The sequence below is a fragment of the Brevundimonas sp. genome (genome assembly GCF_029945885.1).
In the GTDB taxonomy this organism is placed as follows: Bacteria; Pseudomonadota; Alphaproteobacteria; order Caulobacterales; family Caulobacteraceae; genus Brevundimonas.
In genome coordinates this window covers 128,822-147,859 of sequence record NZ_JAQSDK010000013.1, presented here as the reverse complement: position 1 = coordinate 147,859, position 19,038 = coordinate 128,822, and the positions used below count along the sequence as shown (strand labels likewise).

General features: G+C 68.2%; 21 protein-coding genes and 1 tRNA gene. 11 read left to right on the top strand and 11 right to left on the bottom strand.

All coding sequences use genetic code 11. The features are described 5' to 3' along the window. Window positions 1–3 precede the first annotated feature (3 nt). Both fliP and PSV00_RS07305 read left to right on the top strand, forming a co-directional pair. Window positions 4–804, top strand: coding sequence for a flagellar type III secretion system pore protein FliP (fliP, locus tag PSV00_RS07310; protein WP_300445943.1), 801 nt, complete (start codon window positions 4–6; stop codon window positions 802–804). Between the two features lie 112 nt (window positions 805–916). After that, window positions 917–1,195, top strand: a complete 279-nt coding sequence (locus PSV00_RS07305) for an HU family DNA-binding protein (RefSeq protein WP_300445855.1) — start codon at window positions 917–919, stop codon at window positions 1,193–1,195. Between the two features lie 12 nt (window positions 1,196–1,207). Here the strand turns inward: PSV00_RS07305 and PSV00_RS07300 are convergent, their stop codons facing one another. Further along, window positions 1,208–4,075, bottom strand: coding sequence for a hypothetical protein (locus PSV00_RS07300; RefSeq protein ID WP_300445854.1), 2,868 nt, complete (start codon window positions 4,073–4,075; stop codon window positions 1,208–1,210). Window positions 4,076–4,246: 171 nt separating this feature from the next. On the opposite strand from PSV00_RS07300, the gene PSV00_RS07295 reads away from it, so the two are divergent. Beyond that, window positions 4,247–4,669, top strand: a complete 423-nt coding sequence (locus tag PSV00_RS07295) for a DUF983 domain-containing protein (RefSeq protein WP_300445853.1) — start codon at window positions 4,247–4,249, stop codon at window positions 4,667–4,669. 153 nt (window positions 4,670–4,822) lie between these two features. On the opposite strand, the gene PSV00_RS07290 is transcribed toward PSV00_RS07295, so the two are convergent. Both PSV00_RS07290 and PSV00_RS07285 read right to left on the bottom strand, forming a co-directional pair. After that, a complete protein-coding gene (locus PSV00_RS07290; protein WP_300445852.1) occupies window positions 4,823–5,257 on the bottom strand; it encodes an ArsI/CadI family heavy metal resistance metalloenzyme in 435 nt (144 codons plus the stop codon). Window positions 5,258–5,302: 45 nt separating this feature from the next. Next, window positions 5,303–5,641: a metalloregulator ArsR/SmtB family transcription factor gene (locus PSV00_RS07285; protein WP_300445851.1), complete on the bottom strand. Its 339-nt coding sequence runs from the start codon at window positions 5,639–5,641 to the stop codon at window positions 5,303–5,305. 120 nt (window positions 5,642–5,761) lie between these two features. Between PSV00_RS07285 and PSV00_RS07280 the strand changes: the two genes are divergently transcribed. After that, window positions 5,762–6,244: an arsinothricin resistance N-acetyltransferase ArsN1 family A gene (locus PSV00_RS07280; protein ID WP_300445850.1), complete on the top strand. Its 483-nt coding sequence runs from the start codon at window positions 5,762–5,764 to the stop codon at window positions 6,242–6,244. Between the two features lies 1 nt (window position 6,245). Here PSV00_RS07280 and PSV00_RS07275 read toward each other — a convergent pair. Further along, a tRNA-Arg gene (locus tag PSV00_RS07275) sits at window positions 6,246–6,322 on the bottom strand. Between the two features lie 250 nt (window positions 6,323–6,572). After that, on the bottom strand, window positions 6,573–7,055 hold the full coding sequence (locus PSV00_RS07270; RefSeq protein WP_300445849.1) for a hypothetical protein: 483 nt from the start codon (window positions 7,053–7,055) through the stop codon (window positions 6,573–6,575). A gap of 143 nt (window positions 7,056–7,198) precedes the next feature. Here PSV00_RS07270 and PSV00_RS07265 point away from each other — a divergent pair, with 143 nt between their 5' ends. Continuing rightward, window positions 7,199–9,685, top strand: coding sequence for a helicase-related protein (locus PSV00_RS07265; protein ID WP_300445848.1), 2,487 nt, complete (start codon window positions 7,199–7,201; stop codon window positions 9,683–9,685). Continuing rightward, window positions 9,682–9,981 carry a S4 domain-containing protein gene (locus PSV00_RS07260; RefSeq protein ID WP_300445847.1) on the top strand — a complete coding sequence of 100 codons (300 nt, stop codon included), beginning with the start codon at window positions 9,682–9,684 and terminating at the stop codon, window positions 9,979–9,981. The genes PSV00_RS07265 and PSV00_RS07260 overlap by 4 nt, the downstream gene beginning before the upstream one ends. Here the strand turns inward: PSV00_RS07260 and PSV00_RS07255 are convergent. Next, window positions 9,971–10,600, bottom strand: coding sequence for a YceI family protein (locus tag PSV00_RS07255; RefSeq protein ID WP_300445846.1), 630 nt, complete (start codon window positions 10,598–10,600; stop codon window positions 9,971–9,973). The two genes, PSV00_RS07260 and PSV00_RS07255, sit on opposite strands and share 11 nt — an antisense overlap. A 195-nt stretch (window positions 10,601–10,795) precedes the next feature. Between PSV00_RS07255 and fdxA the strand changes: the two genes are divergently transcribed. Together fdxA and PSV00_RS07245 are read left to right on the top strand one after the other, a co-directional pair. Then, window positions 10,796–11,137 (top strand): ferredoxin FdxA, encoded by a 342-nt coding sequence (gene fdxA, locus PSV00_RS07250; RefSeq protein WP_300445845.1) that lies wholly within the window; start codon window positions 10,796–10,798, stop codon window positions 11,135–11,137. A 299-nt stretch (window positions 11,138–11,436) separates the two neighbouring features. Beyond that, window positions 11,437–12,003 carry a CarD family transcriptional regulator gene (locus PSV00_RS07245; protein WP_300445844.1) on the top strand — a complete coding sequence of 189 codons (567 nt, stop codon included), beginning with the start codon at window positions 11,437–11,439 and terminating at the stop codon, window positions 12,001–12,003. An 85-nt stretch (window positions 12,004–12,088) separates the two neighbouring features. On the opposite strand, the gene PSV00_RS07240 is transcribed toward PSV00_RS07245, so the two are convergent. Next, window positions 12,089–12,565 (bottom strand): DUF3617 family protein, encoded by a 477-nt coding sequence (locus PSV00_RS07240; protein ID WP_300445843.1) that lies wholly within the window; start codon window positions 12,563–12,565, stop codon window positions 12,089–12,091. Between the two features lie 225 nt (window positions 12,566–12,790). Here PSV00_RS07240 and rpmB point away from each other — a divergent pair, with 225 nt between their 5' ends. Continuing rightward, entirely contained in the window at window positions 12,791–13,087 is a 297-nt protein-coding gene (gene rpmB, locus PSV00_RS07235; RefSeq protein WP_300445942.1) for a 50S ribosomal protein L28, read from the top strand. Window positions 13,088–13,212: 125 nt separating this feature from the next. Beyond that, the gene (locus PSV00_RS07230; RefSeq protein WP_300445842.1) at window positions 13,213–14,946 is read left to right on the top strand and encodes a M1 family metallopeptidase; all 1,734 of its coding nucleotides are present in this window, start codon (window positions 13,213–13,215) and stop codon (window positions 14,944–14,946) included. Here the strand turns inward: PSV00_RS07230 and PSV00_RS07225 are convergent, their stop codons facing one another. The 4 genes from PSV00_RS07225 to PSV00_RS07210 form a co-directional block, all read right to left on the bottom strand. Beyond that, window positions 14,947–15,723: a transglutaminase family protein gene (locus tag PSV00_RS07225; RefSeq protein WP_300445841.1), complete on the bottom strand. Its 777-nt coding sequence runs from the start codon at window positions 15,721–15,723 to the stop codon at window positions 14,947–14,949. Window positions 15,724–15,846: 123 nt separating this feature from the next. Then, window positions 15,847–16,407 (bottom strand): HNH endonuclease, encoded by a 561-nt coding sequence (locus PSV00_RS07220; protein ID WP_300445840.1) that lies wholly within the window; start codon window positions 16,405–16,407, stop codon window positions 15,847–15,849. Window positions 16,408–16,541: 134 nt separating this feature from the next. Next, entirely contained in the window at window positions 16,542–17,198 is a 657-nt protein-coding gene (locus PSV00_RS07215; protein WP_300445839.1) for a trimeric intracellular cation channel family protein, read from the bottom strand. Beyond that, entirely contained in the window at window positions 17,195–17,848 is a 654-nt protein-coding gene (locus PSV00_RS07210) for a DNA-3-methyladenine glycosylase 2 family protein (RefSeq protein WP_300445838.1), read from the bottom strand. Before PSV00_RS07210 ends, PSV00_RS07215 begins: the two co-directional genes overlap by 4 nt. Window positions 17,849–17,889: 41 nt before the next feature. On the opposite strand from PSV00_RS07210, the gene PSV00_RS07205 reads away from it, so the two are divergent. Beyond that, window positions 17,890–19,035, top strand: coding sequence for a cupin domain-containing protein (locus PSV00_RS07205; protein WP_300445837.1), 1,146 nt, complete (start codon window positions 17,890–17,892; stop codon window positions 19,033–19,035). The last annotated feature ends 3 nt before the right edge of the window (window positions 19,036–19,038 follow it).

The window sequence follows — 19,038 nt, the reverse complement described above, 5'->3', positions numbered from 1 at the left end:
GCCCTGTTCGCCGTCCCGACACGGGCCGAGTTCAAACGCGCGGCCCTGCTGTCGCTGCTGACCACGGTCCTGTGCCTGCTGTGGCCGTTGGCCGCCCTGGCCCAGGAGGCGGCCCAGAGCGGTGCGGCCATCAATGTCGACCTCGGCACCGGGGCCGGACTGACCACCCGGGTGGTCCAGCTGGTCGGTCTGATGACCGTCCTGTCGCTGGCCCCGTCGATCGTCATCATGACCACCAGCTTCGTGCGAATCATCGTGGTCCTGTCCCTGCTGCGCACCGCCCTGGGCATGCAGCAGTCGCCACCGAACGCCGTTCTCGTCTCCCTGGCCCTGTTTCTGAGCGCCATCGTCATGGCTCCGACATGGCAGGACGCCTATGATTCGGGCATCCGACCCCTGCTGGATGAGCAGATGGAGCTGCCCCAGGCCTTCGATGCGGCATCCGAACCTGTGAAGACTTTCATGCTCGCCCAGGTGGACCGCAACGACCTCGCCCTGTTCACCCGGCTGAGCCAGGTGGAGGCCAATACCGCAGCCCCCGACCTGCCCCTGCGGGTGGTCACCCCGGCCTTCATGATCAGCGAGCTGAAGACCGCCTTCGAAATCGGATTTCTTCTTTTTGTTCCGTTCCTTGTGATCGATCTCGTGGTCGCCAGCGTGCTGATGAGCATGGGGATGATGATGCTTCCACCCGTGGTGGTTTCCTTGCCGTTCAAACTGATCTTCTTCGTGCTCGTCGATGGTTGGCGACTGGTCGCCGGCAGCCTGGTCGAGAGCTTCCAGAGGGCCTCAGGAACGGGCTGAATCCCCACCCTCAGTGACCCACGCGACAGGCACCGCTTGCCAAGCACGGCAAAACACGTGTTGATCGGTCGGTCTCGCCCGGAAATCGGGCGGCCTTTTTTGGAAACGACCCATGACCACACAAGCTGAACTCATCGCTGCCGTCGCCAAGGACGCCAACGTTTCGCAGGCCGACGCCGGCCGCGTGCTCGAAGCCATCGTCAAGAACATCCATAAAAGCCTGATGGGCGGCGGCGACGTCCGCATCTCCAACCTGGGCGTTTTCGACACCGCTGCCCGCGCCGCCCGTGAAGGCCGCAACCCGGCCACCGGTGCCACCATCAAGATCGCTGCTTCCAAGGCCGTGCGCTTCCGCGTGTCGAAGCCGCTCAAGGACGCCGTCAACAGCTAGGATCGTTTCCGGTCAGGCGGCGGCTGCGGGTCTCGCGGCGGCCGCCGGTGCCGGAGCCTGGGTTTGAGGACGGGCGGGGGTCGCAGCAGTGCGGGTCCCGCCCGTCTGCTGTCTGAACTGGGCCTTCATCGCCGTGACCCATCCGGAGAAGGTATCCGCCCCGCCGGCCGCCGTGCCGATATCGGCCGGATCGACATCGCCACCGTTGGGTCCCGCCAGGGCGATGCGCAGGGCCCCGGCCGACCGGGCCCCCGGCACCAGCGGCGCATAGTCCCGTGACAGCCGCGCCAGCGCTCCCTGGTCATCAACGAGCGAATAGCCGACCCCGGCCCGGATCAGCAGGCTTTCCTCGCCGGGCGTCAGCGGCACGCTCGAATCTTTCCAGCGCTCGCCCAGACTCTTGTCATAGGCCGCGGCCGCCGCCGCCCAGTTTTCCTGTTTCCAGAACACCTCGGCCCGGACCGCCTGGGCCGCCGGCGTGGCATCACGATCCAGCACCTCCAGCGCATGATCGAACCGGCCCAGATCCATCAGGGCCCGCGCTTCCAGCGCCCGGCGCTCGGCGTTCAGGGTATTGGGCAACAGGGTGGTGCGCGAGCTCCAGATCGCCTGAAGTGCCTTCTCGGCCTGCCGGTCCATCAGATAGACGGTGGCCAGATCGGTCGCGACCTGGGCCTTGGCCACCCCCTCCAGCCGGTTGTCGACCTGGTGTTTCAGCAGTTCGGCCGCCTGGTCCAGCAGGTCGACATTGACCAGTCGCCGCGCCAGCCGGCGCACCATCTCGTCGCCGTCGGCCCCGACCGGGGTCAGTTCACGGAAATCATAGAACAGGCCCAGGGCCTGGATCGGCTGCAGTCCGTCGGCCCCACCCTCGAGAAACAGGCTGCGGAAGGCATTGGACAGGTCCATCTGCAGATCCGTCGCACCCGGCAGGTCGGCCATCCGCGTCCCGGCCCCACGCAGGGCGGTCAGGGCCTCGCGATACAGGCCCTGCGACAGATACAGGCTGCCCAGCTGCCGGATCACGGCCAGTTCGGTGGCATCACCGCGCCAGCGCCAGCGCAGCGATTCCAGCTGATCGGCGGCGGCGTCCGGCTTCAGTGTGCCCCGGGCCAGCTCCATCCGCACCACGGCCAGTTTGGCCGGGGTCGAGATTCCATCCAGCGGGGCCCGCGCCACGGCCTTATAGACGGCCAGGGCCCGGTCGCCCTCGCCCTGCAGCTCGAACAGCCGCGCCTGGACCAGCCGCGCCGTCAGCTGGTCGGCCGCGCTCGCCGGCTGGCTGAAACTGTAGGCCAGCAGGGATTTGGTGGCCTCGAGGTCACCAGTCTCCAGCGCCGCCAGGGCATGGGCGGCCCCGAAACGGGCCCGCCAGGCCTCAGGAAAGCTGTCGATGACCGAGGCCCCGGCGATGAAGCCGCGCCGGGCCTCGGCCCAGTCGCCCTGCTGGGCAGCGATATAGCCCTGCCAGACCCGCGCCGAGGGATCCCCGGCCAGGGCTCCCGCGGCGAAATCAGCCTGGGCCTCCTCAATACGGCCGATCGAGGTTCGCGCCGCGCCGCGCAGGCCCCGCACCTCGGCCTCGCCAGCCATGTTCGGGGCCTGGTCGATAATGGCGTTCAGAATGCCGATCGCCTCATAACCCAGCCCCGAGGCGACCAGGAAACGGGCCAGGGCCAGTCGGGCCTCGATCGGCGCGCGCGGATTGTCGCCGGCAGCCTGGGCTTCCTCTGCGGCGCGATCCTGCAGCTCACGCATACGCGGCCCGAACCCACCCGGGCCGGTGTCGCTCCACTCCGGCAGGATCAGGGCGGCGAACCGGGCCTTCTGCGGCGCGCCGGTGCTCACCTCGGCCGCGCCCAGCAGCACCGAAGGCGGCGACAGGATCAGGCCGCCCGGCCGGGTCAGCGACACCAGGTCGCCGTCGGCGGCAACCCGCAGGTCGTCGGTCGGGGTCTCGATCGCCAGTCCGTGCGCCGTCGGCAACAGCGTCAGGTCAACCGACTGGCGACGCTGGGACAGACCCTTGCCCGGGGCCAGGGCCGTCACGGCCGCGAAACGGTCACCGACCAGGGGATCGGTCAGCCAGACGGCCCGGGTCGCCCCGGCCATCCGCACGACCAGGGCCAGATCGCCGCTGTCCGCGCGCGTCACCTCGACTCCGGTGGTCGCAACCGGCTGGCCGCCGATCACCACCGTCCAGCTCGAGCCCGCGCTGACCACCGACACCGGCAGACCCTCGGGGGCGGCGATCCGCACCGCCGTATAGTCGGCCCCGGCGGCCCAGCGCGCGTCAGTCGCCGGTCCGAGGGTCCGCGCCCCCGTCATGTCGAGCCGCGCGACCGTATCGAACACCACCCAGACCGCGGCACCGCGACGGAACACGGCCGCGCCGACCGGCTGGGTCCAGGCGAAATTCAGCGAGACCTTGTCCGCCGTCGCGGTCGCCGTGACGGGGATGGCGGCGGCGGCGGCGGTTTGCGCCCCGGCCTCGGCCGGCGGGGCCTTGCCGGGCGCATACAGGTTCAACCACACGGCCCCGTCGGCGCTGCCGGTGCGCGCATCGGCCCCCTCGGCCAGGGTCAGCACCAGTTCGGTCGCCCCCGGCACCGAGCGGGTCTCGACGCTCTCGACCCCCTTGGGCGGATCGACCCGGAGACGGGAGATATCCGGGGCGGCAGTGGCTCCGATGCGGACGATGACCGTCTGGCCCTCGCGCCGCACCTGCGACCGGGCCCCGATCACCCCGGCGAATTCGACGCGGGTAAAGCGCGGATTGGCCCCGACGCGAATATCGATGGGATCGACCGCCGCGCCCATTTCCTCGGCCAGCGGAGCCAGCGGCGACAGCACCACGGCACTCGCCGCGGCAGCCGCCACGGTCGTTCTGAGGATGCGCTTGCTGGATGAGACCCCGGACATACGCGCGCACACTCGCGTGAAGCCCTTTAATCGCGGTTAACGGAGGATGACCGATCACCGGTCACCGGCACCGCCCCCGCGACACTGACGACGCTTGTAACCCCGGCAGGCCGGGCCGACATCAGTCCCATGACCGATGTTGCCTTTCCGCGCCTGAGCACCCTGTCGACCGGCCTGCGCTGCCGCTGCCCCCGCTGTGGCGAGGGGCCGCTTCTGACCGGTTATCTGACCATCCGCGAGTCCTGCCCGGCCTGTGGCCTCGACTACAGCTTCGCCGACCCGGCCGACGGCCCGGCCTTCTTCGTCATGTCCCTGGTCGGGGTGATCGGCATGGTGGCCCTTATGGCCTTCGACTTCATGGCCCATCCGCCGATCTGGGTGCATCTGGTCGTCACCCTGCCCCTGCTGACCCTGATGTGTCTGGCCACGCTGCGACCGTTCAAGGGCTGGATGGTCTCGGAACAGTATGTCCACAAGGCCGCGCCGCCGGTCTGGGAGAGCATCGGCAAGCACGGCACCGGCACCGGCCCGCGCGGCCGCCGCGAGACCTAGCCCGCCGCCCCGACGGGCGACGGGCGACAGGGCGGCCCGGGGCGGCCGACATGCCGTGTGCCCTGGCCCGCTGACTCAGGGGGGCAGCGGACCTGTGGTCATCCGGAAGGCACAGCCCCCGCCGACGAGGACCGTGACCTCCGGTCCCGTCCGCTACGGCGTGACCGGCTCGCCCGGCTTCACGAGCGGATCGACGCCTTCACCCCGGTCTTCGCCGTAGACGGCGATCGCGCCCATGGTGCGGTAGGTTTCCCATACGATACCGTCCGGATCGACGGCCCAGTGCTTGTCGCTCTCGGCGTAGCAGCACCGGGCGCAGGTCTCGGTGTGGGTGGCGATGTTGGCCGCACCCAGCGCCGCGTGAAGGGTGTCGAGCTCGGCCTCATTCTCGGCCTGGATGCCCAGGTGGTTCAGGCCGGAACGCCGGTCCGGCTTGCTGGAAATGGCAAAATTGACCCGGGGATCATCGACCATCCATTTGGCGTAGTCGTTCTTCTCGACGACCGGCTCGGTGCCGAACAGGGCGCTGTAGAAGGCCTTCGACACCGCGAGGTCGTCGACACTGACATGCACATGAAGTCGTTTCATCTTACTATTTCTCCAGTTTTATAGTTATTTCAGATCGACAAATCGTCACTCCGGGACCCGACCACCGGCCCCCGCGTCGGCGCAGCACTGATCGCTGAGATACTCCCCCAGGCCACGCACGGCGGCGAAGTCGGCGCGGCAGAACACCTCGCGACCGCGCCGCTCCTGAAGGACCAGGCCCGTGCGCACCAGCGCGGCGAGGTGATGTGCATGGGTGGAGGCCGGCATCTCCAGACGACGCTGCAGGTCACCGACCGTCAGACCCTCCTCCCCGGCCCGCACCAGCAGACGGATCAGCCGAAGCCGCACAGGTGCCCCCAGTGCGGCCAACCGGTCCGCCACCCGCTCTTCGATTTCGTCCAGGCCGGGGGATAATGCTTGCATACGAACCTATATATCTAGATTATTAGTTGTGTCAACCGGCCTACCGTCAACGCCCTCGACCGGGGCGACCGGCTCCGGACGGACGGACTCAAGGTCGGGCAGGAACGCAGGATGGACAGGATGCGCACGCGAGCCGCTACCGTCGCCGACGCGGCGACGATCACGGCGATCTATAATCAGGGCATCGAGGATCGGGTCGGCACCTTCGAGACCGAACACCGCACCCCCGACATGATCGCCCGGTGGTTCGACGGCCGGCATCCGGTCCGGGTGGTGACCGGGGAGGCGGGACCGGTGATCGCCTTCGCCGCCAGCTTTCCCCACGCGGACCGGTTCGTCTATCGGGGCGTGGCCGAGTTCTCGGTCTACGTCGGCCGGGACCATCGGGGATGCGGGGCCGGTCGCGCCGCGATGGTCAGTCTGATCGAGGCGGCGCGCGAGGCCGGACTCTGGAAGCTCCTGTCGCGCGTCTTTCCCGAGAACACGGCGAGCCTGGGCCTGCTCGCCGCGCTCGGCTTCCGGAAGGTCGGCGTGCTGAGACGGCATGGACAACTGGACGGCGTCTGGCGTGACGTGGTCCTGGTCGAGAAGCTTCTGTCTTAGTTGGCGACCCCGGAGGGACTCGAACCCCCGACCTCTGCTTTAGGAAAGCCTTGCTCTATCCGGCTGAGCTACGGGGTCACGAAGGCTGACCTAGCGGCTCGGCGGGCGCGGGGGAAGCACCTCACGCCGCCCCGCGATGGAATTACCGCGCGCCCGCCGCATACCCCTGGCCGGAACGCGCCGCTGATTGTGGTTAATCCTTCTTAAGATACAATATCTTGTAGGGAACAAACCCTGAATCGGGCGGTGTCGGCGATTCGGTCCTGATTCGTTTCGCCCCTGTTCCGCCGGTTAACCACGCCCCGTTAAGACCGACGGATATCGGGCCCTAGACCAGCAGCATCAGCACCGGCAGGACGGTGCCGGCCAGCAGCAGCCAGCGCGCCGTGATCTTCCAGCGGCTGACCATGACGCCCATCCAGACCCCCATCAGGGTGGACAGCACCAGGCCGACGGCGACCAGGGTGAAGAACCACTGCAGCAGCACCTTCGACAGCGGCGGGGCGGGCTTCGGTTCCGGCCGGGCCGCCTCGACCGCCGCCGCCGGTGCGTCCGCCGCGGCCGGAGCCGCCACCGGCGCGGGCCGCGGCTTCTTCAGCGCAAAGACCTGATCCATGTGCATCCGACCCAGCTTCTCGACGATCGGGGGCGGGGTGTAGCCTTCGTGGCTCTCCTGCAGGCGGAAGATCTGCAGCCCGCCGGTGATGGCGAACATCAGGATGCTGGGCGCGATGATCATGCCCAGGAACAGGTGGCCCTGGCGGATCAGCATGGGCCAGGCAATCGGCTTGCGGGGGGCGGTGTCGGTCAAGGTCAGGCTCCGGATATGCGGTAACCGTCACTGTGCGGTCCCCACGGCGCGGAGCAAGCGAATTTCACCATACGCCCTGCGACCCTGACGCCCGACGCTTGCGCCTTGAGCAATGCCTCGTGAGTCGCCACCTTGGGTCCATCATGAGTGATCGCCCCACGGGTCTGGCCCCCTCGCGCGTCGTCGCGGTCCTGGGCCCCACCAATACCGGCAAGACCCATCTGGCGGTCGAGCGGATGCTGGGTCACGCCTCGGGCATGATCGGCCTGCCGCTGCGTCTGCTGGCGCGCGAGATCTATGAGCGGATCGTCAAACGCTGCGGAGCCGCAGCCGTGGCCCTGATCACCGGCGAGGAGAAGATCGTCCCGCCCCGGGCCCGGTTCTTCGTCTGCACGGTCGAGGCCATGCCGCTGGAACGCCAGGTGGAATTCCTGGCCGTCGACGAGATCCAGCTGGTCGCCGATCCCGAGCGCGGCCACATGTTCACCCAGCGCCTGCTGCACGCCCGCGGCCGGTTCGAGACCATGTTCCTGGGGGCCGGCACCATGGCCCCCCTGATGCGGGCCCTGATCCCCGACCTTGAGGTCGTCATCCGCGAACGCCTCTCGACCCTCAGCTACGACGGGTCGAAGAAGCTGACCCGGCTGCCGCGGCGCAGTGCCATCGTCGCCTTCTCGACCGAGCGGGTCTATGCGATCGCCGAGCTGATCCGCCGCCAGCGCGGCGGGGCCGCCGTGGTCATGGGCAGTCTGTCGCCGCGCACCCGCAATGCCCAGGTCGAACTGTTCCAGTCCGGCGAGGTCGACTTTCTCGTCGCCACCGACGCCATCGGCATGGGGCTGAACATGGACGTCGACCATGTCGCCTTCGCCGGCCTGCGCAAATTCGACGGCACCCGCACCCGCTGGCTGCATGCCCATGAGATCGGCCAGATCGCCGGCCGCGCCGGTCGCCACCTGCGCGACGGCACCTTCGGTGTCACCGGCGAATGCGAGGAACTGGATGCCGATCTGGTCGAACAGGTGGTCGACCACCGGTTCGATCCGGTGGTGGCTGCCGAATGGCGCAATGCCCGGCTGGATTTCGACACCCTGCCCGACCTGCTGCGCTCCCTGGTCGAGACCCCCGGCACGCGGGGGCTGAAACTGGCGGCCCCGGCCCTCGACGAAACCCTGTTGCGCCGGGCCATGGCCGATGAGGACGTCAAACGTATCGGCCGCTCACGCGGCGCGGTGATGCGGCTGTGGGAGGCCTGTCAGCTGCCCGATTTCCAGAAGACCACCCTCGACGAACACGCCCGCCTGTCGAAGGGGATCTTCCAGGCCCTGACCGGGCCGCGCGGACGGCTGACCGCCGACTGGATCGCCCCCCGCTTCGCCCAACTGGACCGCGATGACGGCCAGATCGACCAGCTCTCGGCCCGACTGGCCGGGGTGCGCACCCTGTCCTACATCGCCAACCGGGCCGACTGGCTGGACCAGGCCCGCGACTGGCGCGACCAGACCCGGGTACTGGAAGAGCGGCTGTCCGATGTCCTGCACGAGCGGCTGACGGCCCGGTTCGTCGACCGCCGTACCACCGCCCTGATGCGGTCGCTCAACGACCGGCCGGATCTCGCCGCCGAGGTGGCCGAGGACGGCCGGGTCACGGTCGAGGGTGAGGTGGTCGGCCACCTGGACGGGGTCCGTTTCGCCCCGGACAAGGGCGGCTCCACCCTGGCCGACCGCACGCTGAAGGCCGCCGCCGGTCGCGCCGTCGGCCCCGAGATCGCCCGGCGCCTCGGCAGGCTGACAGGCGACAGTGACGACGCCTTCTCGGTCGCCCCGGACGGAATCGTCCTGTGGCAGGGGGCCCAGGCCGCGCGGATCATCGGTGGCGATCCCTTCGCCCCCCGGGTGCGGCTGCTCAGCGAACTTGGACCCACGGCCACCCGCGACCGCGCCCGCCAGCGGATCGAGGCCTGGCTGGCGGCCGAGGCCGGACGGGCACTGAAATCCCTGCGTCGCCTGCGCCGGGCGCTCGACAGCGGAAGCCTGAAGGGTCTGCCGCGTGGCCTGGCCTTCCGGCTGGTCGAGGCCGGCGGCCTGATCGACCGGGCCGAGGTCGAGCGCGACCTCCACGCCCTCAGCCCGGCCGAGCGCCGCACGCTGCGCACCTTCGCCGTGCGCATGGGCAGCCACTCGGTCTGGCTGCCCGATATATTGAAGCCACGCGCCCGGGCCCTGGCCCTGGCCTTCGTCGCCGATCAACCGTTCCGTCCACAGGCCGGGGGCCTGACCCTGCTGCCCGATCCGCCACCGTCAGCCCGGACCCTGTCGGCCCGCGGCCTGCGCGCCGTCGGGCGCTGGGCCGTGCCGGTCGAGGCGCTGGAACGGGCCGCCGATCAACGCGGCAAGGACGGTACCCTGCCCGCCCCGGTCTTGGCCGAACTGGGCTGGACCGCCGACGAGGCCCGGGCGCTGTCGATCGCGTTGCGGCCCGTGCGCGCCCGGTTACCCGATCGGCCCGGGCAACCCGTGGCCCCGCCGAAAGACTCGCCCTTCGCCGCCCTGGCCGCCCTGACCGCCGCCCCGGCGCGGCCCCCGCGACGCAAGGCCACAGCCCGGCGACGGGTCGCGCCCAAGGCATGAACGACAGCGCCTGTCGCGTCGATGTCTGGCTGTGGCGGGCCCGCTTCCTGCGCACACGGTCCCTGGCGACCGCCTTCGTCGAGCGCGGGGCCGTGCGCCTGGCCCAGCGCGGGCACCAGGTCCGGCTCGACAAGCCCAGCCGCCTCGTCCATCCCGGCGATGCCCTGACCTTCGCGATCAGTGGCCGGGTCCTGTCGGTGCGGGTCGAGGCCCTGGGCACGCGGCGCGGCCCCCCGACGGAGGCCCGCGCCCTCTATTCCAGCCTGGTGGGGTCGGACGACGCGCCTACTGTTTGACGAACTCACCCTCGATATGGAGTTCGACCGCGTCGCCCAGCATCGGGACATATTTGTCGATGCCGAATTCCGACCGGTTAATCGTCGTCTCGCCGTCGAAGCCCACGCGATAGGCCCCGCCCATGAACGGCCCGGCCTGGTTGAATTTGACGGCCAGGGTGACGGATCGCGTCACGCCATGCAGGCTCAGATCGCCCGTGACGTCAGCCTCACTCGGGTCGGACGAATCGACGACGATCGTCCGGGCCGTGAAGGTGGCCGTCGGGAACTCTGCAGTATTGAAGAAGTCCGGCGTCTGGAGGTGAGCCTTCAGGCCATCGTCATTGGGGGCGACGTCGGCCAGGGGCACGGTCGCGGTCAGGGTCGCGGCCGAAGGATTGGCCGGGTCCAGCGTCAGATCGGCCGAGACGTTGGTGAACTGACCGGAATAGGTCGAAAAGCCCATATGCTGGATCGACCAGGTGATCTTGCCGTGGGCCGGATCCAATTTGTAGGTTCCGGCCTCGACCTCGGCGGGGTTGCGGGTCAGGGCGGCCTGGGCGAACACGCCACCAGCCACGAGGCTGAGCGCCAGGGCTCCTGCGAGGCCCGAACGGACGAGACGTTGACGTGACAGCATGGACGGATCTCCTGAAGACCGGGAAGCGCCGACCATATCTGTAATAGACACTGCTGCAAATAACGCGCGATGGGCCGGCCCGCAGCTCCCTGATCCGGGGCGCTTTCGGGGCCGATCAGTTGACAGGACAACGGTCGGGGGTCATGTCCGCAGGCCATTCCCTCCCCGACCTTCGCCCGGTATTTCAGCTCCGCCATGACCTACATCGTCACCGACGCCTGCGTGAAATGTAAATTCATGGACTGTGTCGAGGTCTGCCCGGTCGACTGCTTCTACGAGGGCGAGAATTTCCTGGTCATCGCTCCGGACGAATGCATCGACTGCGGTGTCTGCGAACCGGAATGCCCTGTCGACGCCATCGTGCCCGACACCGAGGACGAGCCCGACGGCAAATGGCTTCAGGTCAACGCCGAATATGCCAAGGTCTGGCCCAACATAACCGTCAAGGGCACAGCTCCGGCCGATGCCGCACAATTCGAGCGTGAGACCGGCAAGTTCGAGAAATATTTCTCCACCAAACCCGGCAAGGGCTCCTGAGCCTTCAGCCCCGGCCCCACCGGTGACACACCCCTCCGGAGACGGAGCTGTGGATGTTTTGAAATTCCGGCATTTTGTGATAGGTTCCTCGTCATTGGGTCGGGCGGTCAGCGAAATTTTCGCCCCGCCCGCGTTTGCGACAGAACCCCGCCCACGAAGGCAGGGTCGGCCAGAGGTTTGGTGATCCGTTTCCACAGCGACGTCTAAACCGGTCCCCTCCGACGGCCCCCGCCGACGGAGAGGATTTGACGTCTCTGGGTTTTCGCTTCGCCCGCCCCTGCTGCCGGGAAAGGAATGACATGACGAGCAAGAGCGGTCTGGAATTCAAGGTAGGCGATGCGGTCGTCTACCCGGCGCACGGCGTCGGCAAGGTCGCCGCCGTCGAGGTCCAGGAGGTCGCTGGCATGGAACTGGAAGTCTATGTCGTGACCTTCGACCACGAGAAGATGACTCTGCGGGTTCCGACCAAGAAGGCCAAGACGGCCGGCCTGCGCACCCTGGCCGCCGAAGATGTGGTGACCAAGGCCCTGACCACGCTCAAAGGCCGCGCCCGCATCAAGCGGACCATGTGGAGCCGCCGCGCCCAGGAATATGAAGCCAAGATCAACTCCGGCGACCTGATCTCGATCGCCGAGGTGGTTCGCGACCTGCACCGTGCCGACAGCCAGCCGGAACAGTCCTATTCCGAGCGCCAGCTCTATGAATCGGCCCTGGACCGCATGGCCCGTGAAGTCGCTGCGGCCAACCGCATCGACAAGGGAGCCGCCGTCGAGCTGCTGGCCAAGTCGCTCAGCGCCAAGAAGGCTGTCCTGTCTCCGGCGGCCATCGCTGCCGCCGAGGCCGAGGCTGAGGCCGAAGCCGCCTGACCCGTCAGGCGATCGTCGTCATAGACAAAAGGCCCGGTCGCGAGACCGGGCCTTTTTCTTGTTCCGGAGCCCGATGGGCCGGGCCTCAGAAATATTCGGCGTTGGCCGGGCATTCGGCGCTGATACGATGCGCCGTGATACTGGCCGGAATATAGGGCAGGCCCCGCGCCAGCTGAGCCCCGCCCCGGAAACGGAAATGTTCCGCGTCAAAGGGGCCGTTCAGCCGGACGTTGACGCTCCGCCCCTTGGGGTCGCGGCAGACACCTTCAAACCGGGCCTGGCCGTTGCCGACCTCGCGCACCGGGTAGGTGCACCGCCAGCGCCGGGTCGACAGACCGCCGAAGAAGCGGTTGATCTCACTGGGCCGGACGCATTTGGTCTCGGTGTCGCCCATGCCCAGGGCACTGGTCGTATATTCCCAGTAGCCGGGCAGGACTGTCTGGGCGGGCGGCGCGGGTGCCGGGGCCTGGGGGGCCGCGGCCGACGCCCCCAACATCAGGGCCCCGGCGAGCACCGGCACGGCGGTGGCCAGGGTGCGGGTCAGCACAGCAGAAGGTTTCATTGTCGCCCCTCGGTTTGAAAACGTGGTCATGGATACAGTCTCTATATGGCGGCAATTGAACGGCGGCTGAACAGGGACGTTCGACTCCCGACAGGCGGGTTCGGCCTTGACGCGCGGACCGCCCTTCCTCTATACGGCCCCCTCTCGCGCGGGACATTTGCCCGCGCGTTCCTGTTTCATGCGTCCGGCCGCTGTTTTCCGGATGTGATCTTTAAGGATCTGACGATGTCTCGTCGTTGCGAACTCACCGGTATCGGCCCGATGGTCGGCCACAGCGTGAGCCACTCGAATGTGAAGACCAAGCGCCGGTTCCTGCCGTCGCTGAAAACGGTCAAGCTCGCCTCCGAGTCCCTGGGCCAGTCGTTCAGCCTGCGGATCTCGAACGCCGCCCTGCGCACCCTCGACTACAAGGGTGGCCTGGACGCCTTCATCGTCAAGGCACGCGACGAAAAGCTCTCGACCGCCGCCCAGCGCATCAAGCGCCAGGTCAAGGCCAAGATCGCCGAGCAAGCCGCCGCTTGATCGGCGACTGACTGCTGAATTTGAAAAAGGCCGGTGGCAACACCGGCCTTTTTCTTTGGTCGCGATCACCCTTGCGCCCGCGCCCGCTGGCCCTACCCTCGACCCGGTCGCCTCCGGAGTTCGCCGTGTCCGCCATCGTCCCCCGACTTGCCGTGCCTGCGGCCTGTGTCCTGGCCCTGGCCGCCTGCGCCACGACGCCGGCACCGCCGACCGCCGCCCTGCGTCTGTCCACCGCCTTCACGCTCGAGACCGACCAGCCCCGGACCGCCGAGCAGCTGGCCATGCGGTTCGACCGGGCCGACCTGTCCATCCGCGTCAGCCCCGAGGCCCGGGCCCTCAGCGCCGTCGCCGAATTGCGCTTCACTGCCACCGCCCCCCTGGAGCGGCTGGCGGTCGAGCTGGACACCCGCTTTGCCATCACCGGGGTGGCCGTCGACGGGATGCCGGTCCCGCCTGACCACTGGGCCAATCCCGACGGGCGGCTGACGGTCGATCTGCCCCGGCCGATCGCCGCCGGACAATCGGTCAGCCTGCGCATCGCCTATGCCGGCTATCCCCGCGAGGCCCCGCGCGCGCCGTGGGACGGCGGTTTCGTCTGGACCACCACGCTCGACGGACAGCCGTGGATCGCCACCGCCGTCCAGGGCGAGGGTTGTGACCTGTTCTGGCCCTGTATCGACCACCCCCTGGCCGAGCCGGGCCGGGTCGACCTGCACATCACCGTCCCCACCGGCCTGTCGGCCCCGGCCAACGGTCGCCTCACCGGTGTCATCGACCAGGGCGACGGCTGGACCACCTGGAGCTGGAGCGCGGCCCGGCCCAACACCTATGCGGTGGCCCTCAACATCGGTCCCTATGTCGAACTCAGCGCCGACTACGCCAGCCGTTTCGGCAACACCGTGCCGATGACCTACTGGTACCTGCCCACCGACGACCCGGACCGGGCCCGGGCCCTGTTCGACGAATTCCCGAAGATGCTGGACTTCTACGAGGCCACCGTGGGGCCCTTCCCCTTCGGCGACGAGAAGATGGGCGTGGTCGAGACCCCGCACCTGGGCATGGAGCATCAGACCATCAACGCCTACGGCAATGCCTACAAGCTGGACGGGCGCGGCTTCGACTGGCTGCTGCACCATGAGCTGTCGCACGAATGGTTCGGCAACCAGTTGACCAACACCAATGCCGACGACATGTGGCTGCACGAGGGTTTGGGCAGCTATATGCAGCCCCTCTACGACCGCTGGCTGCACGGCGACCGGGCCATGCAGGCCGCCCTGCTGAAACAGCGCCTGGCCCTGCTCAACGTTCATCCGGTCGTGTCCGGCGAACTGCGCACCGAGGACCAGGTCTATGACGGTGACAAGGGACCGGGCCTGGACATCTACAACAAGGGCTCGCTGATCGCCCATTCCCTGCGCCTGCTGATCGGCGACGAGGCCTTTTTCAATTCGGTGCGTCGGCTGGTCTATGGTCGGCCAGACCCGCGTCCGGGCAGTTTCAGCCCGCGCTTCGCCTCGACCGACGACTTCCTGGCCCTCGTCAATGAAGAGAGTGGCCGCGACCTGACCTGGTTCTTCCGCGCCTATCTGTACCAGGCCGCCCTGCCCGACCTTCGCCAGACCCGCGAAGGCGACCTGTTGAAACTGGACTGGGTCACCGGCGACGGCGGGTCCTTTCCCATGCCGGTCGAGATCGAGGTCGACGGCCAACTGACCACCCTTCCCATGACCGGCAATCACGGTGAGATCACCGTACCGGCCGGTGCCCATGTCCTGATCGACCCTCACGACCGGGCCCTGCGACGTCTCGACTATATCGAGACCTGGAAGGCACGGCAGGCGACCGACAGCAGTGACTGATCAGACGGCCTCGACAGTGATCGCCTGACGAACCATTTCGCAGGCCCCCTGGGTGCTCAAAAAGGCGATGTCGGCTGCGTCGCGGCCACTGGCGATCCGAACCAGCCCCTCGATCGGAGCCAGGCCGGTCGGATCGATCAGCCACCAGCCATTGGACAGCCAGACCTCGAAGACGGCGTGAAAATCCGGCGGTGTCATCTGGGCGGCATAGGCGCTGACGGCCCGCGCCGGAATCCCGGAGGCGCGACACAGGGCGATACCCAGATGGGTGAAGTCGCGGCACACGCCGGCGCGATCGATGAAGGTTCGGGCGGCCGTGGTTTCACTGTCGGACACGCCGAAGCGATAGTCGACGTTCCCGGCAATCCAGCCGACGATGGCCAGCACCCGCGCCCCGCCGCTCAGGCTGCCGAATTCGCGCTCGGCGAACCGGCCGAACTCGTCGGAGCCGCAATACCGGCTCGGCCACAGATAGGTCAGGACCTCGACCGGGAGATCGGTCCAGTTGTGCTGGACGGCACCGGGCGGCAGCCCCTTGAGCCGCCCATTGTCGACCAGGGCCTCATAGATCACCGACACGGTACCGGACAGACGCCCCCGCAGCGGCCTCGTGCCAAGATCGACCGTCTCATCCAGGCGGAAATCGGCCTCGGGGCTGACGACCAGAGTCTCTTCCAGCACCCGCAGCCCCGGCCAGGATGCGACGTGAATCTGGAAAATCGCGTCCGTCGGCGGGTCGAAACGATAGACGAGCTCGGAACGGACACGGAGTTTCATGGCAGCCTGTGCTGAACGGGGGAAGACGACCTCAACGCAGCAGTGGCGTCAACGGTCCCGGGGACCGTCTGCTTACTGTGTGTGAAACCGTTCGGGCACAATAGCGGACCGAAGGCCTCCCGCCTACGGCTCCAGTTCGATGTCCCAGTACAGGTAGTCCAGCCAGCTCTGGTGCAGGAAATGCGGCGGGAATTTCCGCCCCCGCTCCTGCAACTCCCAGGAGTTCGGACGATGCGGCGCGCGGTGGACCGGCATATTGGCCTGCTGCGGCGTGCGTCCACCCTTGCGCAGGTTGCAGGGCGAGCAGGCGGCGACGATGTTTTCCCAGGTGGTGCGACCGCCGCGGCTGCGCGGGACCACATGGTCGAAAGTCAGGTCGCGCATGTCACCGCAATACTGGCAGGTGAAGCCATCGCGCAGGAAGACGTTGAACCGGGTAAAGGCAGGCTGGCGGTCCTGATCGACATAGGTCTTCAGCGCAATCACGCTGGGCAGGACGATCTCCATCGACGGGCTGCGCACCACCTTGTCATAGGTGGAGACCACATCGACGCGGTTCTGGTAGACGGCCTTCACCACCTCCTCCCACGGCCAGATCGACAGCGGATAGTAGGACAGCGGGCGAAAGTCGGCGTTCAGCACCAGCGCGGGCCAACCGGACGGGGGACGGGACTGGACCTGCATCAGGCCCTGCCAGTGCGCTGGAGGGAAAGGGAGGCGACAGGACTGAAGACACGTCTCCTTCCTTGTCAGGCAAGCTCCAGCCTAGCCGCGATTCGACGGCTCCGCCATGACGTCTACGTGTCGGCTCGGCGACATCATCCGCGCGACGGAGTGTCCGGAAAACCGGGCAGGCTCCAGCCCTTGGCCAGAGCCCCGGCCCTCAGGCCGAATCCCAGCGGCATGGCCACCAGGGCGGCCGCCACATTGGACAGACCCAGCATCTTCATCGCCACATAGGCGGCAGCCGCCAGGATCGCAGCGGTGACGGTGATCTCGCGCCGCAGCAGGATCGACGGCTGCCCCGCCAGCAGGTCGCGGACGATGCCGCCGAAACAGGCGGTCAGCGTGCCCATGATGATGCAGATCAGCGGAGCGACCCCGAAGGCTTCCGCCTTGGCCGCGCCCATTACGCCGTAGGCGGCCAGACCGATGGCATCGAGCCACAGCAGGGCCCGGAACCGCCAGTCGCGCCGCCCCAGTATCCAGACCGCCAGCGCCCCGGTCAGGCAGACCGCCATATATTTCCAGTCCTGAACCCAGAACACCGGTGCGCCGATCAGCAGGTCCCGCAATGTGCCGCCGCCGACTCCGGTGATGGCGGCGAAGAAGCCCATGGTCACCAGGTCATGCTTCTCGCGCGCCGACGCCAGGGCCCCGGTGGCGGCAAACACCAGCACACCGACATAGTCCAGCAGGAACAGGGTCGGCAGAATCGGCTGGCTGATCTCGTCCAGGCTGGGCGTCGGTATCACGGCTGGGGCTCCTCAAGCGCGATTTCGCCGCGCCTGATCCCGCCATACCACCCCCACAGAAGATGTGCCGCAATACTGCGGTGCGGTCGCCAGATTTCAGCCCGGGCACAGGCCTGTTTTTCACCCGGTCGCACGCCCGCCCGATCGACCCAGCGCATCGCCTCCTGCAGCGCGACATCGCCGCCCGGAAACAGGTCGGTGCGTCCGTCGCAGAACATCAGCCAGGTCTCCGCAGTCCACCGCCCGACCCCCTTGATCGCCGTCAGGGCAGCCACGGCCGCGGCGTCGTCCAGCCCCGCCATATGGTCGAAATCGATCCGGCCCTCGCCCTGGGCCCGGGCGATCTCATGGCCATAGCGGGCCTTCTGTCCCGACAGGCCGAAGCCACGCAGGGTCTCGATGTCCAGGGCCAGTACCCGGTCAGCCGTAACCTCGCCAAGACCGTCGCGGACCCGCCCCCAGATGGCCGCGGCCGAGGCCACGGACACCTGCTGTTCGACGATCATCCGGAACAACCCCTCGAAGCCGCCGGTCCGCGCGCGCCATTCGAACACCGGCGTCTGGGCATGGGCCCGCTCCAGCCGGGGATCGGCGGCCACAAGGGCGGCGCGTGCAGCGGCGATTTCGCTCGGGCCCGGGCAGGTGATCATGGTTCCTCGACAGGGACAGCGGACGGTTTTAGCGTCGATCCATGCTCACCCTGGCCGAACTGTTGCATCCGATCACCCCTGATCGCTTCATGGCCGACTACCACGACCGCAAACCGCTACACATTCCCGCCGGCGCGAGCTCGACCAAGGCCCGCATCTTCGACTGGAACCGGCTCAACGGCCTGCTGGCCCAGAGCGCGATCTGGACCGCCGCCAATCTGAAACTGGTGCGCGACGGCGCGCCGATCCCGCCGGACCAGTACTGCACCCGCGTCCGCACCCCGACGGGCGAGGTCCAGCGGCCCGCACCCGCCCGGGTCGACGTCTTCCTGTCGACGGGAGCCAGTCTGATTGCCGACGACATCCAGTCACTGACCCCCGAACTGGCAGCCCTGGCCGACATGCTGTCGCGCACCTTCGGTGCCTCGGTCGGGGCCAATGCCTATGCCTCGTTCGGCGGGGTCCAGGCTTTCGGCACCCATTTCGACCTGCACGACGTCTTCGCTGTCCACATCAGCGGCGAAAAGACCTGGCAGCTCTATGAGTCGCGCGCCGACACCCCCGTCACCATGCCCGGTGGTGGCGATCCCCGCCCCTATTTCCAGCAGACCCGGGGGCCGCTGATGCAGTCCGTGCGGATGCGGCCGGGCGACGTCCTCTATCTGCCGCGCGGCTGGTATCACGACGCCCTGGCCGACGGTCCGGTCAGCGGCGGCAATGCCTCGCTGCATGTGACCTTCTCGGTGGCCGCCCTCTATGGCCGCATCATCTTCGGCCTGCTGGAGACCATGGCGATGCAGGATCCGGCCTTCCGCGCCTATATGCCGCCGGCCCAGATGGACGGCGGGGCCGCACTGCAGCGGCATCTGGCCGATCTGGGCCAGCGGTTGGCCGCCCTGGCGGCCTCGCCCGGCTTCCGCGACACCCTCGCCGGCAAACAGGCCGGACTGGCCCCGCGCCTGCCCGCCTACGGCCTGCCGGTGCGCAAGCCCCTGACCCTGTTGCGACCGACCGGGGCCGCGCCGCCCGCCGCTACCGGGCCTCTTGCCGAAGCACTCCAGTGGGCCTTCAGCCAGCCGACTTTCGCCCTGGAAGACCTGTGCGCCGAGTTCGATACCGTGGACGAGGCCGCCCTGCGCACCGCCGTAGCCGCGGCCGAGGCCGACGGCGCGCTGAAGCGGGTCTGAGCG

Coding starts and splice junctions, on each gene's coding strand:
- PSV00_RS07285 (WP_300445851.1), bottom strand. CDS start 5,641: ATGCAAGCATTATCCCCCGGCCTGGACGAAATCGAAGAGCGGGTGGCG.
- PSV00_RS07295 (WP_300445853.1), top strand. CDS start 4,247: ATGACCGATGTTGCCTTTCCGCGCCTGAGCACCCTGTCGACCGGCCTG.
- PSV00_RS07280 (WP_300445850.1), top strand. CDS start 5,762: ATGCGCACGCGAGCCGCTACCGTCGCCGACGCGGCGACGATCACGGCG.
- PSV00_RS07205 (WP_300445837.1), top strand. CDS start 17,890: ATGCTCACCCTGGCCGAACTGTTGCATCCGATCACCCCTGATCGCTTC.
- PSV00_RS07220 (WP_300445840.1), bottom strand. CDS start 16,407: ATGCAGGTCCAGTCCCGTCCCCCGTCCGGTTGGCCCGCGCTGGTGCTG.
- PSV00_RS07305 (WP_300445855.1), top strand. CDS start 917: ATGACCACACAAGCTGAACTCATCGCTGCCGTCGCCAAGGACGCCAAC.
- PSV00_RS07225 (WP_300445841.1), bottom strand. CDS start 15,723: ATGAAACTCCGTGTCCGTTCCGAGCTCGTCTATCGTTTCGACCCGCCG.
- PSV00_RS07265 (WP_300445848.1), top strand. CDS start 7,199: ATGAGTGATCGCCCCACGGGTCTGGCCCCCTCGCGCGTCGTCGCGGTC.
- rpmB (WP_300445942.1), top strand. CDS start 12,791: ATGTCTCGTCGTTGCGAACTCACCGGTATCGGCCCGATGGTCGGCCAC.
- PSV00_RS07260 (WP_300445847.1), top strand. CDS start 9,682: ATGAACGACAGCGCCTGTCGCGTCGATGTCTGGCTGTGGCGGGCCCGC.
- PSV00_RS07290 (WP_300445852.1), bottom strand. CDS start 5,257: ATGAAACGACTTCATGTGCATGTCAGTGTCGACGACCTCGCGGTGTCG.
- PSV00_RS07255 (WP_300445846.1), bottom strand. CDS start 10,600: ATGCTGTCACGTCAACGTCTCGTCCGTTCGGGCCTCGCAGGAGCCCTG.
- PSV00_RS07245 (WP_300445844.1), top strand. CDS start 11,437: ATGACGAGCAAGAGCGGTCTGGAATTCAAGGTAGGCGATGCGGTCGTC.
- PSV00_RS07210 (WP_300445838.1), bottom strand. CDS start 17,848: ATGATCACCTGCCCGGGCCCGAGCGAAATCGCCGCTGCACGCGCCGCC.
- fdxA (WP_300445845.1), top strand. CDS start 10,796: ATGACCTACATCGTCACCGACGCCTGCGTGAAATGTAAATTCATGGAC.
- PSV00_RS07240 (WP_300445843.1), bottom strand. CDS start 12,565: ATGAAACCTTCTGCTGTGCTGACCCGCACCCTGGCCACCGCCGTGCCG.